The following is a 24130-nucleotide window of genomic DNA, read 5'->3' as shown; positions in this document are numbered from 1 at the left end:
CCGCCCTCGTCAAAGCCGTCCTCACCCTGCATCTGGCCAGCTCAGAGCCATGATGGAAAAGCCTCACTGAGGCTTTCTCAGCGGTGATCAGTTCCATGCGCTGTGGACGAGGTTCTGGGCTTGATCCGCTTTGACGGACATCCGCGATCAGGGGTTCTGCCCCGGGAGGATGTCCATCATGGAGAGCACGGGGAAGAAGAAGCCACGCCCTCGCCGCTCGTTCACGCCGGAGTTCAAGACCGAGATCGTCGAGCTGTGCCGGCGCGGTGACCGCTCGATGGGTCAGGTCGCCAAGGACTTCGATCTGACCGAGACAGCGGTGCGCGACTGGGTCAGGCAGGCTGAGGTCGACGCGGGTGAGCGTGACGGCCTGACCAGCGGCGAACGCGAGGAACTGGCCGCCCTGCGGCGGGAGAACCGCCGCCTGCGCGAGGACGTCGACATCCTCAAGCGGGCCACCTTAACCAACCACCTGGGATCCGGACCTCGCCCCGGCCATGCAGCAGGCGAATCGTGCCCTCTACGAAGAGGCTGTCTCCGATGCGCTCCTCAACCATCTGGGCGCCACCATCCCGAACTGACAAACGTGAACCTTCGCTTGGCACAGACCACGTCGCGCAGGCCCTTCCCGGTCCCAACCAGGAGCGTCCAGGGGCCTGTTATCATGTCGCCGGGCCATGGGCTCCGGCCCGTCAAGCTGTCGTTGTCGGTGGGGCCGCCTAGGATCAGTGCATGGCAACTGGCAGACACTGGCTTGGGCCAATCAGATTCCAGCAGTGTGAGGCCTATACCTCACCCCGCTTGATGGAGCCGTGATCGGATGCCGAAGCGCAGCGTCCAGCAGCGGGCCGGATACCGAGGTGAGGCATTCGTCGACACACCGACCGGGAGGTCTCCGGGGTTGCCGTCCTGGCCCAGGTGAAGGCCACAGAGGTCGGATTCACAGGCGAGACTGCTGCTGGGTTCAAGTTCACCTGCAAGGCCGACCACATCGATTACTGGCTTCGGCTGGGCCGGCCGGTCGTGCTGATCTGCGTTGACCTGCGTGTCCAGCAGGCATGGTGGAAGCGCGTCGACACCTGGTTCGCCGACCCCGAGCGCAAGGCGCGACACGTCGTCCAGTTCGACAAGAACGCCGACCGCTTCGACCCCGACGTCTTCAGCCGGCTGTCGGCTCTGGGCGTTCCCGCCGGCGAGCCGCTACCCCGGCTCGCGAGCAGCGAGCAACTGATCTCGAACCTGCTTATCGTCGAGGGGTTCGCCCCCGTCATCTACGAGGCTTCGACGCCGTGCCGCGACCGCGGCGAAGCGTGGGAGCGGATGCGCTCGAACAGCAACACGTTCGAGAGCGGCTTCCTTCTGGCCGCCGGACGCATCTTCTCACTGCGCCGTCCGGATCAGGGTCCGCTTGCCGTGCTGGTCGACGGCCCGGTGAAGACGGTCCCGACCGCTTCCTGGGCGAATTCCGAAGACCCTGATGTGCAGCGTCGCTTCGTGTCTCTGTTGAACTTCACCCTGCGCGCGGCGCACCATCCCGAGCTGGTCTGGCATGCCAAGAAGAAGGTCGTCTTCATGCAGGCGCCGCCAGACCGCTCGAACCGGAGGATTAAGGGTCGCTATCGGGGCAGCCGCGGACGCAGCTTCTTCACCCCGTACTTCGGCAAGAACGACGACACCAAGATCAGCTTCTGCCGTCACTATGCCGCCGGCTTGTACTTCCGTCGCTGGGGCAGCCAATGGTTCCTGGAGATCAACCCCACGTACCACTTCACCATAGACGGCCGACGCGACTCGTTCTATGACGCGGAGTACGTCAAGAAGATCAAACGCATGGAACGCAACAACGCCGTCTACCAGCTTGTACGCGCCTGGGCCGACTATCTGCAAGGCGACGACAACCTGTTCAGCAACAGGGACGAACGCATCCGGTTCGGCCCCCTCCTGGAGCTGGACTGCGACGCCGCGATCGACGAGACGATCTGGATCCCGCAGGAGGCCCCGAAGCCGGGCGGAAACGGGCTGGCCGAAGGACTATGGGAGCTACCGGAATGAGAGCGCACGTGCTGCACGAGCCGGAGCTGGAGTTTCGCGCGGGAAACCGGCACATCGACCCCCGCTACGGCATCAGCGTTTTCGGCCCCGCCGACGCCGACTCCCCGACCGCGCCACACCGCATCCCGATCGGCGTAGTCGGTCCAACCCAGGCCGTCGACGGCATCCGCTCCTGGTTGCTGCGCTGCCAGGAGCGGATCGAGGCCAAAGACACGAAAAGCGGGCAGGAGAACCTGCACCAGCTGTTCCCCGGTTTCGCCGCAGACTCCCCGTTCGGTGCCGAGCTCGTCTTCGACGACTCTCTCGTCCGTGAGATCCCCGAACGCCAACTGCGCCGCTTGGCCCGCACCGACTTCGCCTCCGCCACCGCCGAGGCGGTAGAGATCTATGCCGACGCCGCCCGCTCGCTGGCCGAGACCGGCCGCTGCCGCGTCGTAATCTGCGCCCGCCCCGAAGAGCTCAACGACAGCGAAGACCGGCCGCCAGCCGCAGGAGGCGCGTCCGAACACGATGAGGAACAAGAGGAGCGCGACACGGGCGGTGATTTCCACGACCTGCTCAAAGCCGCCGCGCTCACGCTGTCAGCACCGCTGCAGTTGATGCGCAAGGAGACCTGGACCGGTACTCCGGCAAGGACAGGCAGCCAAGCAGGCCGGCCCCTGCAGGACGAAGCCACCAGGGCGTGGAACCTGCACACCGCCCTGTACTACAAAGCGGGCGGCACGCCCTGGCGCATGCAGCGCCACAGCTCCGACATGGCTACCTGCTACGTCGGTGTGAGCTTCTACCGCACCGCCAAAGAACAGGAGCTGCACACCGCCGTCGCACAGGTATTCAACGAGCGCGGCGACGGCGTCGTTGTACGCGGCGGCACTGCCCAGATATCCAAGAGCGACCTACAGCCCCACCTACCAACCGCCGACGCCCGGCGGCTTCTGCTGGACGCGCTGACCGAGTACCGCAGCACCCACGGCCACCAGCCCGCGCGCATTGTCGTGCACAAGACCTCGAACTTCACTCCGAGCGAGATCGAAGGTTTCCACAACGCCGCCGACGAACGCGACATCGACCACGTCGACATGCTGTGGATCCAGCGGCGAGGCGCCCCGCACCTGTACCGGACCGGGCAACTCCCGCCGCTGCGCGGCACCACAGTCCAGCTGGACGCACGCTCCCTGCTGCTCTACACCCGCGGTTCGGTGCCGTACTTCCGGACCTACCCGGGAATGTACGTCCCGCAGCCGCTGCTCATCCGATCCGCATCGCAGGGCACCGACCCGCTGATCGCCGGCACCGACATACTCGCCCTGTCCAAGATGAACTGGAACAACGCACAGCTCGACGAACGCGACCCGCTCACCCTGCGCACCGCCTTCCGCGTCGGCTCCATCCTCAAACACCTACCAGCCGATGCCCGAATCGCCACCCGCTACGCCTACTACATGTAGTAGGTACGCCCATCAAGACCCGGAGGCACGAGGTCCCGAATAGGCACGCTGACATCGGATGACCATTGAGGACGAGAGCGTCGGACGAAGTCCGCGAAGTCCCTTGGGCCGGGCAGCTTCAGATGGATCCGCTGGCGACTGTCAGCCCACCATATCTCGAACTCGGCAACAATGCCTTCCGCCGGCCGGCCCTCACTCTGCTCCCGGAGCATCAGAACGTCAACGAACTCTCCACCCGGCGCCCATTTCCACAAAGATCACGACCACACCCGGCCGAGGAACTTCCACTGTCGAGTTGGCGCTCTATTCGTCCGAATCGGCGGGCCGGTCGTAGGAGGTCAGCAAGCCCTCGATGCGCTGGTTGTTGATGGACTGCCGGTCGTAGAGGCATTTCGCGTAGCGGGACAGGAGGACCTCAACGCTGTTCCCGGCCCGCTGTGCGACCTCCGCGCGGTCTGCTCCCGCGCACAGCCAGGTGGACAGGGCAGAATGCCTCAGGTCGTACGGGCGCCGTGCAAGCGGTGTACCGGCCAGTGCCGGCGCTAGGGCCAGTTCTCTGGTCTCCTGCCAGACCCGGTAGTAGCTGATGATGCCGCCGCGCTCGGTGAAGAACAGCCTCCCGTCGTCGGCGGTGCAGAACGTGGCGACGCTGTCCCGCCACATGGCCACCAGGTGCGGCGGCAGGGGTACGACTCTCGTCTCCCCCGGCGGCCGGTTCTTCAGACCGCGCTCGTCGTGCAGCAGACCAGTATCGGTCCACCGCTTGCCCGCCTGCGGCAAAGTGCGGTTCGCGATCAGCCGCCCCCATCCACTCGACGGCAGACGGCAGTCCGGAAGAGCGACAGCAATGGCCTCCTCCGGCCGCAGCCCCGCGTAGTACATGCCGGCGAACAGACCCACCAGCCGCCGACCGCGCGCCCGCCGGTACCCACCGACGTAGGACATGGCGGTCAGCAGGTCCCGAGCCTGATGCGGGTTGGCCACCACCCTCGGATCCACCGACACAGCCGCCTTCGGCAGCCTCCAGCGAACCTTCGCCAGAGGATGGGCACCCAACTCTCCCCGCTCGACTGCGTAGTGCAGGGCATGCACCAGCACCTTCCGCTTACGGCGCATCGTCTCCACGGCCGCCTCACCACCGTCGATCCGGCGCCGCAACGACTCCAGCACGGCACGCGCCAGCACCGGATCGTGCAGATCGATCAGGGGCCGGGACGCCTTCGCCACCCAGGCCAGCACCAGTTGGTCCTCCCGGGGTACCTCCTCCATCCCCGGCAGCACAAAGGCCCAGCGGCGCAGCGCACACCGCAGCACGTTCTCCCTCGGCCGGCCGGGGACATCACAGAGCATCGCCAGGGTGACCGCGGTCAGCGCATCACTCACCTCGTTCCTGGTCTTCGCCGCCCGGCCCGGCCAGTGCGCCCGCGCATACTCGGTCGCGAAGACATACCAGCTCATCTGCGACGGACCCCGGGCCCCGTAGGCAGAGCCCGTACCCTGCGCCAGCCCGGCACGAAGGGCCCGCACCAGCTCCGCGCCGAACTCGCCCGACATCTCAGCAACCGAGCTGTCACGCCCCCGTGTACGACATCCCCGCCTTCCTGAGTCAGGCCCTCGTCCACCGGGGGCTCGGCCCCTTCCGCCCCTCGATCGTCCCGGTCCTCGTTCACACCCATGCCCGCCTCCTCGTGATCGACAGACGCATCAATGCCCGCACAAGCGAGCCAGACATCCACCATTTCGAGCGCACCCGGACCACGCCGAATTGACGCCCAGCCCCAGAACCCTCGCAAGCCAACCTCCAGCGCCCGCCACGGAGATCTGCAGGCCAGCCACAGAGCGGAACAGCCCTCCGCCGCCCTCATCGGAGACTCTCCACCCCCGTCCGCCAGCCGGGAGGATGAACGACTGCCCGCGGGCAGCCCGCGCTCCCCCGAAACGCACCACCCCCCGTGCGCCCCCTGTACTCCATCACGCCACCCTTCACCCGCATGGTCCGCGGGAGCCACGGAATCCTTCAAAGGTGGCCTCCAGCCAGCACGAGATCACGACCCCGAGGAAAAAACGGCTGAAAAGGGACATTCACGTAGCGTGGGCTATTGGTGGGCCGAGCCGACTGACGTACCCTCAGATAATGCTCTGACCTGCGATTACTTTCTGTAAACCAACGGCCTCCGGAGCCGTTGCTCTTTTTTGCCCCGCCGAGCTTCCTCGGCGTGCGGGCCTTCGCTCTCGACTGAGGTGGCTTGTCACTCTCTCCTCGACGCCGCGCCCACTCATCGCACCGAGGCACCAACTGCCCCTTCTTGGCGTCACGTGCGCGCTTACCAGTTCCGTCCGCGACGTGCCCCGCTGGTGCCACGCTGCGAGTGCCCGGCCGACTGGCAACAGCCTTCCGACGGGCTGATAACACGGAAAATGCCGTCAGGCAAAACGCATTTCCTGATGAAGATGGAAACGAGACCCCGGTTCAGCTGGTGGCTGTTCTCCTGTGGAGAACAGCCACCGCCTGGCTGGACTTGGAAGGGCTTCCGCCCATCGTTGGGTCTTGTTCCTGAAGCCGACATCAAGGAAGTGCATTGCCGCAGGACTCCGCCATACCAACAACTGACACGGGCGCGCCCCCGCACCCCGTCGAAGTCGCCCCGGCAAGGCTGCGGGCGTCACCGCTGCTGACCACCGAGGAGGTGGCCCGGCTGCTGCGGGTCGATCCGTCCTCGGTGCGACGGTGGCGGGCCGAACAGCCGCCGCAGGGACCTCCGTTCATCCGCTTGTCGGAGCGCGTCGTCCTCTACGACACCGGCGACCTGCAGGACTGGCTTGATGAGCGGCGCACCGCACCCGGTACCCGGCGAAGGGCGGCGTGAGTGCCCTACCGCCACCAACTCCCAATCGCGGTCCCGCTGTCGCACGACATCGAGCACCGCCCCGGCCGCAAGCTCCCCTACAAGGCACGCGTTCGCTGGACCGACCCCTCCACCAAACAGCGCCGCTCGGTCGCCCAGATGCACCCCGACCAGGAGTCGGCGCAGGAGTGGATCGACTCCCTGCTCGCCTCCGCATCCCGCGGAATCAACCCGGCCACCGCGACCCAGACGCTCGCCGAATACGGCACCACCCACATGACGCTGGCGCTGCGCGGCCTGGAAGCCAAGACCACCGACCCGTATCTGGCCGGCTGGCGGCTGCGCGTCGTGCCCGCGCTGGGACATCTGCCGGTCACCATGGTCACCAACGGCGCCGTCGACCGCACCGCCTACGCCTGGATCGCCGACGGCGAAGGCCGCTCCACCGTCAAGAACACCCTCGCCGTCCTGGTCCGTGTCATGGAACAAGCCGTCCACGACGGCCTCATCACCGCCAACCCCGCCCGCATCACAGGGTGGCAGCGCCAGTACCAGCTCGCCGAGGACGAACTCGACGACCCCCGCGCCCTCGCCCTGCCCGACTGGGACGCCCTCCAGGAACTCGCCGCAGCACTCGTCGCGCGCTCCGCCGACCAGTACCCCGGCTGGGGTGACGTGGTGACCTTCGCCGCCTGCACCGCCGCCCGCATCGGCGAGGTCTCCGGCGTGCGGGTCAAGGACATCGACACCACGAACTGGATCTGGACCCTGCGCCGCCAGACCACCCCCTCCCCCGGCGGCCTCGCCGACAAGAACACCAAGGGCAAGGTCGCCCGACGCGTCCCGCTGATCGAGGAGGTACGCCCCATGGTGGCCCAACGCCTCCTGACCCTGCGGGACAAGCCCGACGCCCGCCTGTTCACCGGCCCCCGAGGCGGACGCATCACCACCGCCGTCCTACGCGACGCCACCCACTGGGACGACGCCGTCCAGTCCCTCGGCTACGAACACCTGCGCCGCCACGACCTGCGCCACACCGGCCTGACATGGATGGCCGACGCCGGCGTCCCCCTGCACGTCCTGCGCCTCATCGCCGGACACGGCTCCCCGCACACCACCCAGCGCTACCTCCACCCCGACCTGCAGTCCGTGGTCCACGCAGGCCGCACCCTCAGCAACCACCTGACCACCACCCCCGGCCTCCCGCCGCCCGCCCCCGGCATGTCCGCGACCCTCCGGAGGTTGTAGGAACCGGACAACCCTGCTCACGGTGGAGACGGTCCCGGCTCCTGACAAAACTGCCCTGACCTGCGGGTTTTCCGCGACCGTGGTCCCCAGGTGTGGTCCCCAGAAACCTGACACCCCGTCACATGAAAACCGCTGCCGACAAGCCGAAGAGCCCGCTGACCTGGCTTTACGCCAGCCCAGCGGGCCCTTCTCGCACCGTCGGGACGACAGGATTTGAACCTGCGACCCCTTGACCCCCAGCGTTCGGAAATAAGTGCGATGGGTGTTCACCAGTCCAATTACGCAGGTCAGGGCCTATCTCATCCACCCCGCATGACACCTGATAACACCTCATGACGCACAGTCCGTGAGAGCCGCGTGAGAGGCAGGTGCGCTGCAGTGAGTTGTCGTATCGCGGGCGCGACCGTGCTCGGTCCCGGCTCCCCGTTCCGGCTCAGATACCTTGAGCCACATGCCAAGGCGACCCGTACGTGCCTGCACCGGGAGGCCGAGGTCGTCGACATCATGCACTTCGCGGCCGCCCAGACCGCGCTGCGGATGGCGGAGGCAGTCAACAGCCGATGCTCGATCAGTACGACCGCTGGCGATCACCGCACGGTGGTGCCCCACGGACCCGCGGCCGCGGGGTCGACCACTGCGAGGTCGGACCACACCGTGACGAGGCCGCTGAGCGCGCCGGGCGGCAGCACGTTCCCCAGCAGGTCGCCGCTAGCCTTCCGCGCTGGGCCAGACCTCCCGAGCCTAGCCGGCCACGGCGTCATCGTCGCGTTCCATGGCGCGTCGGGCCGGGACCTGGCAGGACCAGCCGTTACGGACCAGCAGCTTGCGCACTCCCTGGATCGTGTAGGCCAGGTGGAAGCGCCGGCCGATCACGGTCTTGATCCGGCCCAGGGTCCAGCGCTGGTCCTCCCAGCCATGTGCGGCCGGCCCCTTGGCCAGCTCCGCCTCCAACCGGGCGAACTGCTTCCCGCTCAATCTCGGCAGCGACGCCGGGCCCTGCGACCGCAAGGACCGCGGACCGCCCTCAGCCCACACGTGACGCCATCGCTGCACCGAGCGGACACTGACCCGCAGGTCTTTGGCGATTGACGTGCTGCCCTCACCCCCGGCGAACCGATCTCCCGCCTGAAGCCGTAACCCCTCGCGCCTGCCACGCCGTTCGGCGGTCAGCCCGCCACCTTGCGGATACCGCATCCTCCCGGGATACCGCAGCCAGGCACCGGACGCCAGCCCCTACGACGCCACGAGTTCAACCTCAGTAGTCAGCTGACCAGCAGTGTTGCAACGACCCCTCGAATTCGCCCATCGAACGAGGGCTCATGCAAGATCGAGGCTAGACTTTCCATCCTGCCCTCCGTTTCAAAAGCAGCTGCTCCGAGACAGAAAACCATCCCGGAGCGTCGAGCCAAATCCTGATTAAGTCGTCTACTTCACAGCTACTATTTACACCACTACTGGGCTCCGTTCGGCGAATTCCCAGACTTTTCGCTATTTTTATCTTCGGGCCAGGCCGGAAGTTGGACGGCCGGGGTGCGATAGGCGCGGATCAGTTCTGCCAGGCGCCATGTACGGCTGGCGTCGGCCACCGTCCAGACCACCAGTGCCAGCACCGCCACGACTAGCACACCGAGCACTACTGCAACCATGGGTCGACCTCCCACCACAGCCCCACCCACTCCTATCACCACTCCTGCCCCGGCCACGGCCCTGGCCTTTATCCCGCCCACCGCGCTCAACCCCCGCTGGTAGGACGGCGCCGGCTTTCACGGATACCCGTCCGGACTGGCCACGCACGAGTCACCAATCGCATGGCGTGCCGCGTCTGTCGGCGCCGCCGACCCGCACCCTCGGCCAGATCCCACAGTTCCCCCCGCCACTCCTCCGCGTACCGCGTCCGCTCGGCCGCGGGCAAAATCCGTAACGCCACTCGGACCAACCACCCCGCACACGCAGCCGTCCGCACTCGTCCCGCCGCTAAAACCCCATCAAGCGCAGCAGCAGCACCAAGCTCAACCACAATCTTCCGCGCCTGGGCTCCGGCCCTCTCCAGCACGACAACGACGCCACGGACGCTATTGAGGTCGACATCGCGGTCAAGACTGCGGACGAGGTCAAGGCCAAGGCCAAGACCACGGAGGGGGTCAATGTCACGGACGAGATCGCGCACAACATCAAGATGGAGGACAAGGTCACCGACGAGTTCGCGGGCCCGGTCAAGGCGGACGAGGTCAAGAGCGAGTTCGAGTTCGCGAGCGCGGTCGCGAGCAAATTCGACCTCGCGGGCGAGGGCGAGGGCCAAGTCGCTGGCAAGGGTGAGGGTGGAGTCGCGGGCGAGGACACGGACACCAGGGGAACTGCCAGAGGTCATGAGGTAGCGCCTCCAGCCAAGCCCGGGCCCAGCGCTCGCAGCGCACTTCGCTTGGCCGACGCAGCCGCTAGGGCTATTCGAGCCCGCTCCGCGCCGTCCGGGTTGAGCCGGTAGTACCGCCGACGTGGCCGACCCGCCTCACTTGCATCGACCTCCTCCCAACGGGAGTCCAGCCAGCCGGCCGACTCGAGTCGCGCCAGGATCGGATGGATCGTTCCCGAGGGGAGCTCCGCTACTGCACAGATCTGCAACCCGTATAGCTCCTCCGTAGGCTTCACCAGCAACGCCCGCAACACCGCCTGCGTCTGCGGCGTCATCCGCGGTCCAGCAGGGCCAGGCGGACCCTCATTTCGCTTCACCATGCCTGAACTCTACCAAGCCCTTGGTAGAGCTAAGGCATGAACGTCACTTGAGGTGATCCTTTGCGCGCGTAACGGACAAAGATCCAGAAATGGACGATCATCGCTGCTGATCACAGCGTCGGCATGTATCGCTGAGGCTAATCGAATGCCACAGCGGCTGATCGGGCGTCAGAATCGATCTCTTGGAGGCCTTCGGCGGCGATGCGCTGCTGCTGCTCGGTGACACTGGGGACCCGGGCGTCGGTTCCGCGGCGCACGCCGGGGGCACATGCCGGACGCCGTGATCTCAGTCCGCGTCTTGGGGCTGGGATGGCCGCGATGCGTGCGGCTTCATCCGGGTACATGGTCGCCATGCCGGATTGGTCAGCAGGTTCTCGGAGCAGCTGGTCAGTGCGAAGTTCACGGTGACCGGTACGTACGTGTCCGGGATACCGTCCGGGGCGGGAGCGGCCTCTTGCGATTAGCTTTCTGACGGCCAGTTGCAGCACGGCATGCGTTTCGCCGTGCTGCGTCTTGCCCTTACGCACCTCCTCGAAGAGCCGGCCGCGTCCAGCCGCTGGCCGGCCTAGCCCGCTCCGCAGCATTGCGCGGGAACTCCCAGCCGGGCTGCGCGGCGGATCACTGCTCGCCGTCGGCTCCGTCGTCCTGGTGCTGGGTGCGCTCCAGGAACAGGGCGAAGCCGCGGTCCGCGCGGGCGAGCAGGTCCGGGGAGGGAACGCCGTAGCGGCGCGGCCGGGGGCCGCTGGCCTCCGGGACCGCAGCGGTGGCGTCCGTGCCGGTGTTCGCGCGCATGCAACCCCGCCCCTCCGGCTGGTGGCCTGTCGGTGATTTCGACGCTACGCAAGGCTGCGGGCCGGTCTCAACGGAGTTGCGGAAAATTGCGGAGGTTCACCCCAGGGTGTCGATCGCGGCCCGGATGAGGGCGCGGGCGGCGTCCTCCGTACACCACCATCTCCGCCAGGGCGGCGAACGCCTTAGCGTAGTTGGCCAGTTCGCGGGGCTGGTGGACGCTGATCCCGGCGGTGAGGGTCTCGATGACGGCGTGCTGGCCGTCGTAGAGGTAGAACGTCTCAGGCGGCCACACGGTGTGCGGTGCACCGAGCGGGATGATCCCCAGCAACACGGATGCCAGCGGCATCACGGTGAGCAGGTGGGTGAGCTGGCCGGCCATCACCTGGGGGGTTCCGACGCCGGTGCGCAGGACCCATTCCTCGATCAGGACCAGGAAGCGGTGGTGGCCCTGGTAGAGGAAACGGGAGCGGGCCAGGCGGGCGGCGACGGCTTCGGGGGATGTCGTCGGGGGTGCCCTGGAAGTCGGTGATGGTGCGCATCAGCGCTTCGGCGTAGGGGGCGGTCTGGAAGAACCCGGGGATGACGTTGGAGACATAGGCCCGGCACACCCGGGCGGCGGCGTTGCGGGCGAAGACGTCCTGCTGAGCCCTGCTCATCCGGGCCCGGTGCTGGCGTCTCCGCTCCACGTACATCGACTCCACGGCGCGGCTGGTGGCGATCAGGTCGTCGGCCTGGTCGCCGACGCCGCACGCTTCGCACCAGGCGCGGATGTCGGAGTCGGTGGGGGCGGCTTTCGCGCGCAGGAGGCGGGAGGTCTTGGCCAGGTGCCAGCCGCACCGCGCGCACAGCGCCCGGCCGTTGACCCCGGTCTCGCGCATCAGGTGGGCCAGGCGCACTGCGAGGGCCGCGCGGGCGGCCTGAGCGCTGGACGACGGGGAGTCGGGCACGGTGCCGGCTGTCCTGGTGCCGGGTCAGACGGTGTACTGCTCGTGCGGAACCGCGCGCTGCCAGACCGTCTCGAACGCGTGGGCGCACAGCGCGGCCACGGCCGGGGCTCGGTGCGCACCCGGCCCGGTTCGGCCCAGTCGCCGCTGCCGGTGAAGTGGTGGAACTGCACCAGCCGGCCGTCCAGGAGCCAGAAGTCGTTGCCGGGCAGCGCGATGTCGGACGCCCGCCGGCGGGGCAGCCAGCGCACGTCCTCCCCGGCCAGGAGGTTGAGTGCGGTGATGACGTGCTCGTGGCGGATGTAGTCGGTGACCGGCTCCGAGACAATCCTCGCGCGGCGCATCACCAGGCCGCGGGCGACCGCGCCCTTGACCAGCGGCATCCACTGCGGCCAGAACGAGCGGGCCGGATCCAGGTTCGGCGTGCCGGTGCGCAGGAAGTCCTCGAAGTCCGCGGCTTCGCCGCCCACCGCGTAGACGTCGCGCATCTCCAGATGCACGGCGCTGCACCCGGTGGCCGCCAGGAGATCAGCGAACGTCGCGGTGTCCAGCGGCTCGCTCCGCCGCATCGCACGCCTCCCTCAAGATCGGCACCATGCGGGCCGGAATCAGGATCACCCGCTCATGGGCGGGGATCCCCGCCGCGTGACCGGGCACCTACTGGATGGAGCCGACCTGAGTCCTCAGCAGCTCTCCGGCTTCCTCGCCCTGCAGGACCAGATCCGCGCTCTCCTCCACCCACACCGTCGGCGATCCCTCGCACCCGGTGTTCGGATCGATCCCCACGAACCGTAACGTCATCGCGTGCTCCCGTGTCGAGCCGATTGCGCACAGTTGCCCAACCGACCGTCCCGTGTGCGCAGGCCGTTGGTCAAGTCCGGTGCCGCAGCCAGCTCGCGCGGCTGGTACGGAGAACCTGCCCGGCCTCCGATCGGTCGGCCCCGCGTTGGCGGAGTAGCCGGAAACCCTGTCCGGCCCGGGCCCGCGCTGACACACTCGGCGTGCTGGACCACCGAAGGCGACGGAGGAAGCGTTGAGTCAGCAGGAAAAGCCCTGGCAGCCCGGCCCGGGCGATATGCCCTTCACCACCAACCTGATCAACCCGCACGGTGACCGACACCTCAGCTTCAACGAAGAGGACGGCCGCTTCTACCGGCTGTGGCAGCACCGCGCCCCCGAGCCTCTGCACGCCGGAAAAGCGATCCTGCTGCGCCCCAGCGACATCGACCAGATCATCAAGTTCTCCATGCTCTGGCTCGAAAGACACCCCGGCAGCCAGCGCGGCAGCGACCTGGCCGACGAAGTCGCCGCCGGAGCGAAGGCGGCGGTGCTTCACTTCGCCCAGGCCGCCCAGGCTCCCATGCAGCGATAGCCGCTGCGCCCCGCCCGCCGCGCCCCAGCCTTGAACAAACGACGCCCGGGCGCGGCGCTGTTCTTCCCTGCGGGCGACCTGCCGCGCGAGGACATCGCGGTCGACGCAGGGGCCGACCGCGGCCAGGACCAGGCGCTGGAGCTCGGCCGACTCCAGCGCCTCTACCTCCCACTGCACCGGGCGGGGCGGGGTCGAAGCCGTAGCGGCGGGCGAAGGCCGGCCACCTCGGATCACCCCGTATCCCCTCCGTCACGCGTCATCGGGGCAGCGCACGCCGCTGCGACAAGCGGTAGATGAGGTCGCCGGTCAGCGTGGCGGAGCCGCAGTCCGGCACCGGGGCGAAGCCGTACCTGCTGATGACGCCGGCAGCCGTCAGGTCGTCCGCCCCGTCGCCCGGGGTGGTGTCGATGTCGTACCTGACGGTGTTGTCGCAGATACTGGCGGTGTGCGCCCGGGTGCCCGGGCCGGCCGGGTAGCTGGTGAAGGCTTTCTTGATGTCGGCCTCGGCCAGCCGCGAGGTGAGGAAGATGTTGTAGACCTCATTGCGGATCGGGAATGCCGTGTTCAGTACGGGCGCGGTGGCAGGGCCGGTCGTCGGGGCAACGCTGTCGACCGAACGCAGCTGCGCCCCGTGCCGGCGGTCCTGCGCGTGGGTGGTGGCGGAGCCGGACTGGCCGATCCACGAGGCCACCGAGAACGGCATGAGGTCCTCGGCATGGTCCACGGCCACTGTGCGCTGCAGCGCGCTCCCATCGTTCTCCTGCACCGGGCGGCCGTCCTTGGCGACGTTGCTCACACACGGCGGCAGCGACTCGCCATAAGTGCTGAAGCCCAGCGTGGAAGCCCACAGCGCCCAGAGACCGGAGCCGGCCTGGGGTACCAGCGGGTGCACGGTGATGCCGTTGATCGTCGGGAAGACCCCGGCCGGCAGCGGGTTGCCCGCCATGTCCAGGCAGTTGTAGACCCGCTTCAGGTCCGAGCGGGGGTAGGGGTACGGGAGATTGTTGTAGACGAGGTTGCCGGGCAGGGCGCTGCCGGACTTCACCGCCACCGTGACCGCGTCCTGCGCGAACGGGACGAACGTATAGGGGCCGGTGGCGTTGGGCCCGATGTCCGAGCGGGCGAAGTCGAAGTTGCCCGTCCCGGCCACGATGTCGTCGTGGACCGCGACCATGCCCCAGAACGAGCCGTCGGGACGCAGGAGGGAGGCGTGGCCCATACGGGTGACGATGTAGTCATTCGGCAGCCCGGTCGCCGGGTTGACCGCGTCGTACGAACCGATCACCAGGAGCCTAGGATTGCCGTCCGGGTCGGGGATCACACTGCTCAGGCCGTTCATCACGTCCTGGGTCGTGCCGGACCCCACACCGACCAATTCACGGAAAGGCAACGATGGCGAGGTGACCGGCGGGTCGGCCCGTGCCGCGGGCATGAGCAGCCCGGCGCTCAGAGCAGCGACACCGGCCGCGACCGCAGCCCGCCTGACTAATCGCCTCTTCATGTTCATCTGCACGTGCGTCCTCCGTTGACGAAGCCGATGGGAACCCCGGCGCCCCGAAATCCTCCCCGCCCCCGGCCCAGCGGATCAACCGCCCCACGGCGCCCGCGAGATGACCGTCCAGGGACTGGGAACGGACGCGAATTCTCCCCTCAGCGGCCCCCAGGACACCTCGACCACACGAACCAGCCACCCCCGGAAAGAAAACCCAGGTCCGCCCCGTCCGAAGCCCTGAGCCTGCTGTGCGCAGCCGACCAGCACCACGAGGCTGAGCCGTCGGCCCCGAGGAAGGCCAAGTCACTGCGGAACGCCTGCCGCCATCAAGGCCCACGCGGTCTCCAATTCGCGTATGGAACCCGTCGGTCCTCCCGAGTCTGCTTCAGACCACCCAGTCCGCCATCGGCGCCATCGCCCGGCCGTCGCTGCTGCTGAGTCTCGCTCCACTGTCCTGCGTTTTCTGTCACGCCGGTTTCTCGTCGGCTGTCCCACGGGGATCTCGCTCCGCCCTGCTGACCGGCACGTCAGGACCCTGCGACTGGCAAACGGCAAGAAGCGGCGAGATGAGAACCGAGGTGAGAATCAGCAGCTCCCGGCCTGACACCTCCATGGCGGGCATGGAACGGTCGTAGACCAGCCGGCGGTAGTAGTCCTTGTCCGCCAGGACAGTGCCGGTCTCGGTGTACCGGTCGGCCTCCACCATCAGCAGCGGCACCCCACAGCCCTTATCCCGGTACACCACGCCCGCACGGAAATTTCGCTTCCCCGAAGCGGTGAGCGGGTAGGCCACCTCGGTCCGCCGCCAGCTGATACCGCCCATCCCGCCCTTGCGGTCCGGGACACCGAACTTCCCCGCCGGACCCGCCGTGTCTACCACCAGATGCCTCCAGCTCCCAGCGTGACTGTGGAGGCTCTCCATGGCCGCCTGAGCCCCCGACAACCGGTTGACGCCAGGGGGCAGCACGGCCTGGGCCAAGCCGCACAGCCCGGTCGGCGGCCCAGTGCGTACCCACCGGACCGCGTCAGCCCGCTACCACCGGGAGCTCGCGACGGACTGCATGAGGCATCACGGGTCTGTACGGTCTTCGGTGTAACTCCCGATCATGGAAGTAGCACCTGATGAGCGACGTGAGTGTCTCGGTTGGGGCGGTTGATGAGGTCCGGTCGGTTGTGCAGCCGGCGGACCTGCTGGACGAGCAGTTGATCGGGCAGTTGGTCGACCGGGCCCGTGCGGGTGGGTTGCAGCTGACCGGCGAGGGCGGGCTGCTGCAGCAACTGACCAAGCGGGTACTGGAGTCCGCCCTCGAAGGCGGGATGACCGACCACCTCGGCTACGCGAAGCACGACCCGGCCGGTGCCGGCAGTTGAAGGACGTAGTTACGCCGGTTCCTCGCATACTCCTCTTCGTCCCGCTCGCCGGACCCGCACCATCTGGCAGTACTGGTACGTTCCGGCTTTGTCAGGGCCGCTCCCGCCCTCCCCGGCACCACCCGGGTCAGGCTGCCCTCAGCTACACTGACCTGCTGCGACAGGCAGAAGTGACGGTCTTTCACCTCCACTCGAACCACAGCGCCTCACGGCGCAACCAAGATCCCCGACAGAGTCAAGTTTAGAACGGCATGAGGTACGTGCGGCTCAGCCGACCCGAGGGGAATTCAGGCTCGCAAGCTGTCGGGCTCCGCCTGCGTCCCCCCACTGGCCGGGCCCCGATGGTGAGAAGACCGTGCAACTCGCGTCTTGTCCGGGAGCCAGAAGGACCGGGCCCACGCCTCCGCGCCTGCCTTCCTGGACGCGGCGCTGTGCGCGTGTCGGCCGTCCGCCGCTGCTCGTCCGCCGGATCTGTGCCGTGTGATGGAAGAGGGGCGTCGCCATGCGGAAGCTCCCGAAATTATCGCTTCCGTCTTACCACGACAAACTCCACCGGTCGCGATCCCGAACTAGACATGCAGACATTGCTATATACTGATGTCACGATTGGACAAACCATGGCTGCCCTCGGGGCACCAGACAAGGAGCGAACACATGTCCACGGCGACTGAACACCGGCCGCACCCCGATCACGCTCACCGGCACGGCGAGGGCTGCGGGCACGTAGCCGTGCCGCACGAGGGCCATGTCGATTACGCGCACGACGGCCACCTGCACCGGACCCACGGCGACCACGTCGATGAGTGCGGCACCTCGCGGCACGCACCTCACGAGGGCCACGACCACGGGCACGGCCCGGACTGCGGCCATGTAGCCGTCCCGCACGAGGCACACACCGACTATGTCCACGACGGGCACCGGCACGCTCAGCACGAGGGACACTGGGACGACCACTGAACCTCTCCGGATCAGTCGGTCCTCATGATCAAGATTCCGCACACGGCGATCCTCCTGATGACCCCTTACAAGCTGCCAGCGATTTGCTGAAGGCGCTGGCTTCGCCGGTGCGGATGGGGACCGTCAGGGAACTGGCCTAGGGCGGCCGTCAGGTGCACGAACCGGTCTCGGCCCCGGGGGTGACGCAGCCGCTGGTATCCCAGCACCTCCCGATACTGCGCACATCGCGGATCGTGGTCGCACGCCGGGATGCCCGGGCGACGACCTACTCGCTGACGGACGTGCACGTGGCGCATATCGTGCTGGATGCCATCCGTCATAGCCAGGAGTGAAGAGCAAACACCGCCGTAGGCGACGAGGGGGGTTTCATGGACGCCGCCGAGCACCCTGCGCGGAGCCGGTCCACCCGGCAGCGCGCGGCCGTGGAAGCGGTGCTGGTGGAGACGAAGGAGTTCCGCACCGCGCAGGAACTGCACGACATACTCAAGCTCCGCGGCAACGCGGTGGGGCAGACCACCGTCTACCGGGCACTGCAGGCGATGGCGGCCGCAGGCGCCGTCGACGTGTTGCGGACCGCCGACGGCGAATCGGTCTACCGGCGCTGCTCCAAGGGGCACCACCACCATCTGGTGTGCCGCCACTGCGGCAGGACCATCGAGGTCGCCGGGCCGGCCGTGGAGGGATGGGCGGACGCGGTCGCCGCCGAGCACGGCTTCGTCGCGATATCCCACACCATGGAGGTCTTCGGCACGTGCACGGAGTGCGCGCGAGCGGCACGGACGGGGACCGGATCCCTGCCCGCTTAATACGTATGTGAGTAGTCCCTCCCCCAGCTGTCGCCGGGAGGTGCCCCCACCGCCGGGCGATCGCATCTTCCGGACGCCGCAGGACTCGCCCTTCGGGCGGACGACGCCACTTCTCACACACGCCCTGGTAAAGGCAAGTCACTCCCCCGGGCGTCGGATATAGGGCGCCACGCTGCGCAGCTTCTCCCTTGTCTCCTCGAACTCCCTTTCGGGCGTGGATCCGCCCATGATGCCAGCTCCCGCCCTGAGCCATGTGGTGCTCCCTCGGTGGAAGATCGTCCTCAGGACCAGCGCCGCGTCCAACGCCCCATCGGTGTCAGCAGTGATCACAGCCCCGCCGTACAGCCCTCGCGGCCCGTCTTCGTACCGGGACAGTGCGGCGAGTGCCTGGCGTTTGGGCACTCCTGTCGCTGTCACCGCAGGGAAGAGGGCGCCCAGCGCGTCCCAGGGGCCGAGGTCGTCCCGCAGCTTCCCGGAGACCATGGAAGCGAGGTGCTGGACGGAACCGCGTTCCTTCACCTCCATGAACTCCTCCACGACGACCGAGTCGGGTCGGCAGACCTCCGCGATCTCCCGGCAGGCGAGGCGGACGGAGATGGCGTGTTCGTGTACTTCCTTCGGATCGGCCAGCAGTTCGCGGCGCAGTCGCTCGTTCTCGCCGGTGTCCGGGCCCAGCGCCCGGGTGCCGGCGAGTGGCTGGGTGGCGACCCTGCCATCGGGTCCGACCTCGACGACGGTCTCCGGACTGAAGCCGGCCGCCTGCCAGCCGCCCAGGTCGAGCAGGAAGGAGCGGGCGGGGGTATTGGCGGCCCGCCCGGCCAGGTAGGTCGCGGGGAGATCGACGGGGATGTGGCCGAGTGGCACGCTGCGCGAGAGAACTGCTTTGTCGAGGCGGCCTGCCCTGATGTCCTCGATGATCTCGGCGACGGCTTCGCGGTAGTGGGAGGGGTCGGCAGCAGTCATGTCGGAGTCCGGGCGCGTGCCGGGCGCCGGCGCGTGATGGGAGGGTGCGGTCGTCAGGAGGTCTGCGGCTTTCCGCTGCCAGTCCGCGTCCGTTGCTCGAACTGTCGCCCGGCCGGGGCTCAGTGCCACTTCGACGCAGGGTAGGAAGAGGTGCACCAGGGTGTCCTCGCCGGCGTCCCTTCCGTGAAGTTGGTGGGCCAGTTCGAAGGTGGCCCAGCCGTATGCTCGTCTGCCGTCCTGCTGCGCCTGGGCCAGTGCCTGGAGTGCCTCGGCGATCCGATCGAGCGGGCGACCGGCTGTGGGGATGGTCCAGGCTCCGTCCGCGGTGTGCGCTGTGAGGTGCGTGGCGGACGCGCGCAGGACAGCGGACGCACCGGCGGCGACATGCACGACGCCCGCACGTTCGTAGAGCACGTAGGGGTCGCCGATGCCGGCGGTGACCAGGGCGACGGCGGTTTGGATGGGATCCTGGGCGTACGGCATCGACATGCGGTGCAGGGCCAGAGGGACATCGGCGGCCCAGGCGGAGATGGCGGTGGTGTGTTCGGTGGTGGTGCTCATGGCGGGAAGTGTCTCCGTGTCAGGAGGCGGCGCCGAGGCGCCAGCCCTCGGTCGTGGTCCGCTGCTGCCAGAAGGCGGTGTAGGTGCCACCCGCAGCGAGCAGTTCGCGGTGGGTGCCGCGCTCGGTGATCCGGCCGTCTTCCAGAACGAGGATCTGGTCGGCGGTCTGGACGGTGCGCAACCGGTGTGCGATCACCAGCAGGGTTTTCTCGTGTGCCAGCGACGACACGGCGGCGTCGACCACGCTCTCGTTCTCCGGGTCGAGAGCTGCCGTCGCCTCGTCGAGGACAAGGATCGGCGCATCCTTGAGGACTGCGCGGGCTATGGAAACCCGCTGCCGCTGGCCTCCGGAGAGCGCGGTTCCGCCCTCGCCCACACGTGTGGCCCAGCCGTCGGGAAGCTCGGTCACAACACGGTCCAGGCCCGCAAGGGCTGCGGCCCTGCGGAGTTGCTCGTCTGTGGCCGCCGGATCGCCGAGCCTGACATTGTCTTCGATCGTGCCGCCGAAGAGGAAGACGTCCTGGAAAACGAAGGACACCATCGCGGTCAGTTGGTCGGGATGAATGTCCCGTACGTCGACACCGCCGATGGCTACCGTGCCTTCTGTGGCGTCGAAGAAGCGCGCCAGTAGTCGTGCGACGGTGGTCTTGCCCGCTCCTGAGGGGCCGACGAGCGCGGTGACTCCGGGCGCGGGCAGGCGCAGCGTCACAGCGTCGAGAACCGGAGCGGACGGGTGCGACTCGGAGCCGCGGTCAGTGCTCGGATAGGCGAACGTCACGCCGCTGAACAGCACCGACGCGTCCGCAGGTCTCTGTCCCGCGAACGGTTGGGGAAAAGGCTTCTCGCCGAGTACGGAGTTCAGTCGCTCAAGACTGTTCTGCGCCGTCCTCAACCCGGCCCCCAGATCCCCCGCAGCGGACACAGCGTCGACGAACCGAGCGGCGAGTACCGCGAGCGCGATCAGGGTCGGGGCGGTCAACGAGCCGTCGAGCAGCCGCTCCACCGTCAACGCCAGGATCAGGGCGAGGACCATACGTGCCGCGAAGGCGAACGTGACCAGTCCCGGAGTGCCCCGCACGATCAACGCCCGGTCGGCGCGGGCCTGAGCCAGGAGGGCGTCATCAAGTTCCGTGTAGCCCTCCGCGGCGCGGCCGAAGGCCCGCAGGACCGGCTGACTGCGGGCGAACTCCAGGACACGGTCAGCCGCTTCCCGACTCGCCGTGTCACGGCCCTGGTCGAGCCGCTGCACGACGGAGGTGCTCCATATGTACACGGCGGCGAGGACGGGCGCGGACGCCAGCAGCGCGACAGCGACCCGCCAGTCGAAGAAGAACGTCGCGACCGCAAGGGTGGCCGGAGTGAGCAGGGCGGCGACGCAGGGGCGCAGCAGGTGGGCCGGCACATTCATGAGCTGGATGACGCTGCCGCTGGCGAGGCTTCCGAGTTCGGCGGCGCGGCCGGGCGTGAACCAGCCGACGGGCAGTGCGAGTGCGGTGTCCGCCAGCCGGTGGTGCAAGGCGCGGGCCAACCCGGAGCCGACGGTGAACCCGCTGCTGAGGCAGGCAGCCTGCACGGCGAGGTAGCCCGCGGAGCAGCCGCCGAGGGCCGCGAGCCACGGCCACACGTCGTGGGGATCTGGCCCCAGCAGCGTACGCAGCAGTGGGACGAGCAAGGCGAAGGCGACACCCTGGAGGACAGCCGCAGCGGTCAGGAGGATCAGGAGCCGCTTGAGTGGTCCTGAGTCCTCGGGGCCGAGGGCGCGGAGCAGTTGGCGGATCACGGGCGGGCGGCCTTCCGGTCGGATACGGCGGATTCGGGCTCGTCGGCGCCCGCATGACCCGGCTCTTCGGCAGTCGGCGCCGGGGCTGGTGCCCGGGGGGAGGTTTCGGCAACCGGATCGGCTGCGTCGGCTGCCGGCGTGGCGGACCTGTCCGCCACGCCGTCGCGGGCCGATCCGTGCGCCTTTGTCGCGGCCTCCGCCCCGGATCGATCCGGCGGCCGCCCTTCCTGGGCGCGCCACATCTGCGCGTAGCGGCCGTTCCGGCGGAGGAGTTCCTCGTGTCGGCCCTGTTCGACGATGCGGCCCGCGTCGAGTACGACGATGCTGTCGGCCGACGCCACGGTCGCCAGGCGGTGCGCCACCACCAGGAGGGTGCGGCCTGCCGCCAGCGTCGACAGGGCCTCCTGGATCAGCGCCTCCGAGCCCGGGTCGGCGAAGGCCGTCGCCTCGTCCAGCACGATGACCTGGGGGTTCCCGAGTAGAGCGCGGGCGATCGAGATGCGCTGTGACTCGCCTCCCGACAGGTGTGTTCCGCCGTTCAGAACGGTGTCGTATCCGTTGGGCAGCGCCAGGATCCGGTCGTGGATCTGGGCAGCCTGTGCCATCTGGCGTACGTCGTCGTCCGTGGCATCGGGGCGGCCGAGGCGGATGTTGTCCGCGACGCTCGCCCGCAGCAGCCGTACGTCCTGGAGCACGAAGCCGATGTGCCGGTACAGCTCGGTCAGCGGGATGTCACGTATGTCCGCGCCGCCGAGGGTGATGCTGCCCGCCGTCACGTCGTGGAAGCGTGCGAGCAGGGCGGCGAGCGTCGATTTGCCGGAGCCGGAAGGGCCTACCAGAGCGGTGACCGTGCCGGGGCGCAGGTCGAGATCGATGCCGGTGAGGGCGTCGACTCGGCCGTCGTAGGAGAAGGAGACGTTGTGCAGTGCCACCCGCGATCCCTGGGGTACGGCAGGGTGTTCCGCTTCGGGCAGCGCGGGGGTGTCGAGGAGAGTGGTGATACGTCGCGCTGCCGCCTGCCCGGCACGCAGCTGTTGCATACGGGAGCCCACCACCCCCATGGGCGCGCTGATCAGCGGTCCGATGAGGACGAATGCGACCAGGTCCGCGGCCGGCATCGCACCGGAGGTGACCAGCGCCGCTCCTACGCAGACCGACGCGAGCAGTACGGCCACCGGCGTGACCACCAGCAGCGCTGCCGTCGAAGGGAGCAGCGTGCGGCGCACCCAGCGGGTGAAGAACTGCGAGAAACCTTCGGTGGCGGCGACGAATCGCTCGTACGCGTTGCGTCCGCGCCCGAAGGTCTTGACGACGGCGATACCGGTCGCGAACTCGACAGCGGCCGTGGTGATCCGTGCCTGCGCCGCGCCGTATTCGGCCATCTGCTCCTTGGCGCCCGCCATGGCGCGCCCGAACAGGAACACTCCGAGCGCGAGTGGTGCGAGGCTCGGCAGCGCGAGCCGCCAGTCGACGGTGAACAGATAGATGAGCGCGAAGGTGGGTGCGGTCAGCAGCGATGTGACGTCGAGAAGGGTGTGCGCGACCAGCATGTGCAATGCCTGGACGTCGTCCTGCACGGCGCTTTTGATGGCGCCCGAGGTCATGTCGGTGACTTTGGCGAGCGGCAGTCGGCCGATGTGGCGGGCGAGGTCGCGGCGCAGGCTCAGCTGCAGGGTGTTGTCGGCGAGATGGCTCACGACGTTGGCGGCGTAGCCGAGGGCGAGGGCGGCGAGTCCGCTGCCGCATGCGAGGCTGACGAGCGGCCAGGTCCGCCCGCCGGTCGGAGCGGATCCGTCGGTGAGGCGGGTGGCGAGGACCGCGATGGCCACCAACGGCACGACACCGCACAGCGCGGCGACGGCCTGGAGGGCGATGGCCGCGCGCAGGGGGCGGCGCACGCGGCCCAGGATGCGGCGCACCGGGGGGACGGTCGCCTGGACGGGGGCGGCTGCCCCCGGCGGGGCGGCGTCAGATCGTCCGGTCACTTGGTCAGTACTCCGATCTCGGGGATCGCGTTTCCGCCCGCCTCGACGATCCGGCGGGCGGTCATCCCGGACTCCCGGGCGAGTTGGGCGACATCGAAGGTGTGCCAGTCGTAGCTGTCGGCGACCTCGCGTACGGTGCGGCCTTCGTGGATGACTTTCCAGGTGGTGGTGAAGCGCATCGCGTCGCCTTCCGCCGGCTCGCCGCCGATCCACCATTCGTACGTCTGCTGTCCGATCGTTTCGCGCAGCGACATCGTCGGCGGGATGACGCGGGGAGCAGTGACACCCATCAGCTCAACGACGATCAGGCCCCCTTCGGGGAGGCGCCCGGCCAGCTTGCGCCACAAGATCATGCGCTCGGAACGGCTGAGGTGCCCTGCCACCCCGAAGATCACCACGGCAGACAGCCGGTCGGGCAGCGCCATGTCCTGCGCCGCGCCGTCGGTGACCGTGACCCGTGCCCGCAGACCGGGGTCGCGGGCGACCCTGGCCATGAGCTGCGCGCGCATCGTGGCGGACGGCTCGGCGGCCAGGATCTCCGCGCCGGGCAGGGCGGCAGCGATGACTTCGGTGACTCTGCCCGTGCCCGCGCCGATTTCCAGTACCGGGCCGCGCCCGGTGTCGATGCCGGCCAGGACGCGGGCCAGCGGCGGACCGCTGCTCGCGATGTGGCGGACGGCGACCATGTCGTAGAACTCGGCCGACGGTGAGTAGTGGTCGATCACGGAGGGTTTCTCTCCTCTCTGACGCCCCGCCGGTTCCTCGTACCGGGGCGACGCGGGG

19 protein-coding genes and 5 pseudogenes are annotated in these 24130 nt (G+C 68.4%); 10 read left to right on the top strand and 14 right to left on the bottom strand.

The genetic code is table 11. From position 1 onward, the window contains the following. The first annotated feature begins 169 nt into the window (after nucleotides 1-169). The 3 genes from ACFO3J_RS25270 (at nucleotide 170) to ACFO3J_RS25260 (ending at nucleotide 3500) form a co-directional block, all read left to right on the top strand. Nucleotides 170-805, top strand: coding sequence for a transposase (locus tag ACFO3J_RS25270; RefSeq protein ID WP_386433524.1), 636 nt, complete (start codon nucleotides 170-172; stop codon nucleotides 803-805). Nucleotides 806-867: 62 nt separating this feature from the next. After that, nucleotides 868-2052 carry a DUF4365 domain-containing protein gene (locus ACFO3J_RS25265; protein ID WP_386433527.1) on the top strand — a complete coding sequence of 395 codons (1185 nt, stop codon included), beginning with the start codon at nucleotides 868-870 and terminating at the stop codon, nucleotides 2050-2052. An 8-nt stretch (nucleotides 2053-2060) separates the two neighbouring features. Beyond that, nucleotides 2061-3500 (top strand): argonaute/piwi family protein, encoded by a 1440-nt coding sequence (locus ACFO3J_RS25260; protein WP_386433521.1) that lies wholly within the window; start codon nucleotides 2061-2063, stop codon nucleotides 3498-3500. Between the two features lie 303 nt (nucleotides 3501-3803). Here ACFO3J_RS25260 and ACFO3J_RS25255 read toward each other — a convergent pair whose 3' ends face one another. Further along, nucleotides 3804-5054 (bottom strand): tyrosine-type recombinase/integrase, encoded by a 1251-nt coding sequence (locus ACFO3J_RS25255; RefSeq protein WP_386433518.1) that lies wholly within the window; start codon nucleotides 5052-5054, stop codon nucleotides 3804-3806. 26 nt (nucleotides 5055-5080) lie between these two features. Between ACFO3J_RS25255 and ACFO3J_RS25250 the strand changes: the two genes are divergently transcribed. From ACFO3J_RS25250 to ACFO3J_RS25240, 3 genes are all read left to right on the top strand, one after another. Further along, nucleotides 5081-5269: a hypothetical protein gene (locus tag ACFO3J_RS25250; RefSeq protein WP_386433515.1), complete on the top strand. Its 189-nt coding sequence runs from the start codon at nucleotides 5081-5083 to the stop codon at nucleotides 5267-5269. Between the two features lie 810 nt (nucleotides 5270-6079). Beyond that, the gene (locus ACFO3J_RS25245) at nucleotides 6080-6367 is read left to right on the top strand and encodes a helix-turn-helix transcriptional regulator (protein WP_386433512.1); all 288 of its coding nucleotides are present in this window, start codon (nucleotides 6080-6082) and stop codon (nucleotides 6365-6367) included. After that, nucleotides 6368-7594, top strand: a complete 1227-nt coding sequence (locus ACFO3J_RS25240; protein WP_386433510.1) for a tyrosine-type recombinase/integrase — start codon at nucleotides 6368-6370, stop codon at nucleotides 7592-7594. Between the two features lie 700 nt (nucleotides 7595-8294). Here ACFO3J_RS25240 and ACFO3J_RS25235 read toward each other — a convergent pair. From ACFO3J_RS25235 to ACFO3J_RS25205, 7 genes and pseudogenes are all read right to left on the bottom strand, one after another. Then, a pseudogene (locus tag ACFO3J_RS25235) lies at nucleotides 8295-8788 on the bottom strand (winged helix-turn-helix domain-containing protein); the annotation flags it as partial. A 257-nt stretch (nucleotides 8789-9045) separates the two neighbouring features. Beyond that, on the bottom strand, nucleotides 9046-9240 hold the full coding sequence (locus tag ACFO3J_RS25230; protein WP_386433505.1) for a hypothetical protein: 195 nt from the start codon (nucleotides 9238-9240) through the stop codon (nucleotides 9046-9048). Nucleotides 9241-9958: 718 nt separating this feature from the next. Next, nucleotides 9959-10279 (bottom strand): PadR family transcriptional regulator, encoded by a 321-nt coding sequence (locus tag ACFO3J_RS25225; protein ID WP_386433502.1) that lies wholly within the window; start codon nucleotides 10277-10279, stop codon nucleotides 9959-9961. 663 nt (nucleotides 10280-10942) lie between these two features. Next, on the bottom strand, nucleotides 10943-11116 hold the full coding sequence (locus ACFO3J_RS25220; RefSeq protein WP_386433499.1) for a hypothetical protein: 174 nt from the start codon (nucleotides 11114-11116) through the stop codon (nucleotides 10943-10945). 96 nt (nucleotides 11117-11212) lie between these two features. After that, nucleotides 11213-12063: pseudogene (locus ACFO3J_RS25215) on the bottom strand (DUF5753 domain-containing protein). A gap of 24 nt (nucleotides 12064-12087) precedes the next feature. Further along, nucleotides 12088-12629 (bottom strand): annotated as a pseudogene (locus ACFO3J_RS25210) (DUF6879 family protein). Next, nucleotides 12589-12861, bottom strand: a pseudogene (locus ACFO3J_RS25205) (hypothetical protein). The pseudogenes ACFO3J_RS25210 and ACFO3J_RS25205 overlap by 41 nt, the downstream one beginning before the upstream one ends. A 232-nt stretch (nucleotides 12862-13093) precedes the next feature. On the opposite strand from ACFO3J_RS25205, the gene ACFO3J_RS25200 reads away from it, so the two are divergent. Next, nucleotides 13094-13432: a hypothetical protein gene (locus tag ACFO3J_RS25200; RefSeq protein WP_386433496.1), complete on the top strand. Its 339-nt coding sequence runs from the start codon at nucleotides 13094-13096 to the stop codon at nucleotides 13430-13432. A gap of 256 nt (nucleotides 13433-13688) precedes the next feature. Here ACFO3J_RS25200 and ACFO3J_RS25195 read toward each other — a convergent pair whose 3' ends face one another. Then, nucleotides 13689-14798, bottom strand: coding sequence for a hypothetical protein (locus ACFO3J_RS25195; RefSeq protein WP_386433493.1), 1110 nt, complete (start codon nucleotides 14796-14798; stop codon nucleotides 13689-13691). Nucleotides 14799-15390: 592 nt separating this feature from the next. Next, nucleotides 15391-15846, bottom strand: a complete 456-nt coding sequence (locus tag ACFO3J_RS25190; protein ID WP_386433490.1) for a hypothetical protein — start codon at nucleotides 15844-15846, stop codon at nucleotides 15391-15393. Between the two features lie 200 nt (nucleotides 15847-16046). Between ACFO3J_RS25190 and ACFO3J_RS25185 the strand changes: the two are divergent. The 3 genes and pseudogenes from ACFO3J_RS25185 to ACFO3J_RS25175 form a co-directional block, all read left to right on the top strand. Next, nucleotides 16047-16292, top strand: a pseudogene (locus ACFO3J_RS25185) (IS256 family transposase); the annotation flags it as partial. A gap of 657 nt (nucleotides 16293-16949) precedes the next feature. After that, nucleotides 16950-17252: a hypothetical protein gene (locus tag ACFO3J_RS25180; protein ID WP_386433487.1), complete on the top strand. Its 303-nt coding sequence runs from the start codon at nucleotides 16950-16952 to the stop codon at nucleotides 17250-17252. A 368-nt stretch (nucleotides 17253-17620) separates the two neighbouring features. Further along, nucleotides 17621-18058: a Fur family transcriptional regulator gene (locus ACFO3J_RS25175; RefSeq protein WP_386433484.1), complete on the top strand. Its 438-nt coding sequence runs from the start codon at nucleotides 17621-17623 to the stop codon at nucleotides 18056-18058. 138 nt (nucleotides 18059-18196) lie between these two features. On the opposite strand, the gene ACFO3J_RS25170 is transcribed toward ACFO3J_RS25175, so the two are convergent. From ACFO3J_RS25170 to ACFO3J_RS25155, 4 genes are all read right to left on the bottom strand, one after another. Beyond that, the gene (locus tag ACFO3J_RS25170; RefSeq protein WP_386433481.1) at nucleotides 18197-19582 is read right to left on the bottom strand and encodes a salicylate synthase; all 1386 of its coding nucleotides are present in this window, start codon (nucleotides 19580-19582) and stop codon (nucleotides 18197-18199) included. A gap of 19 nt (nucleotides 19583-19601) precedes the next feature. Then, nucleotides 19602-21362, bottom strand: coding sequence for an ABC transporter ATP-binding protein (locus ACFO3J_RS25165; protein WP_386433478.1), 1761 nt, complete (start codon nucleotides 21360-21362; stop codon nucleotides 19602-19604). Further along, a complete protein-coding gene (locus ACFO3J_RS25160) occupies nucleotides 21359-23260 on the bottom strand; it encodes an ABC transporter ATP-binding protein (protein WP_386433474.1) in 1902 nt (633 codons plus the stop codon). The genes ACFO3J_RS25165 and ACFO3J_RS25160 overlap by 4 nt, the downstream gene beginning before the upstream one ends. An 83-nt stretch (nucleotides 23261-23343) precedes the next feature. Beyond that, a complete protein-coding gene (locus ACFO3J_RS25155; protein ID WP_386433471.1) occupies nucleotides 23344-24072 on the bottom strand; it encodes a class I SAM-dependent methyltransferase in 729 nt (242 codons plus the stop codon). Between the last annotated feature and the right edge of the window lie 58 nt (nucleotides 24073-24130).

Origin of the sequence: Streptomyces polygonati (assembly GCF_042650325.1) — a bacterium.
GTDB lineage: Bacteria > Actinomycetota > Actinomycetes > Streptomycetales > Streptomycetaceae > Actinacidiphila > Actinacidiphila polygonati.
Note: the sequence above shows the minus strand (reverse complement) of the source record. Positions and strands in the feature narration are given on the sequence as shown.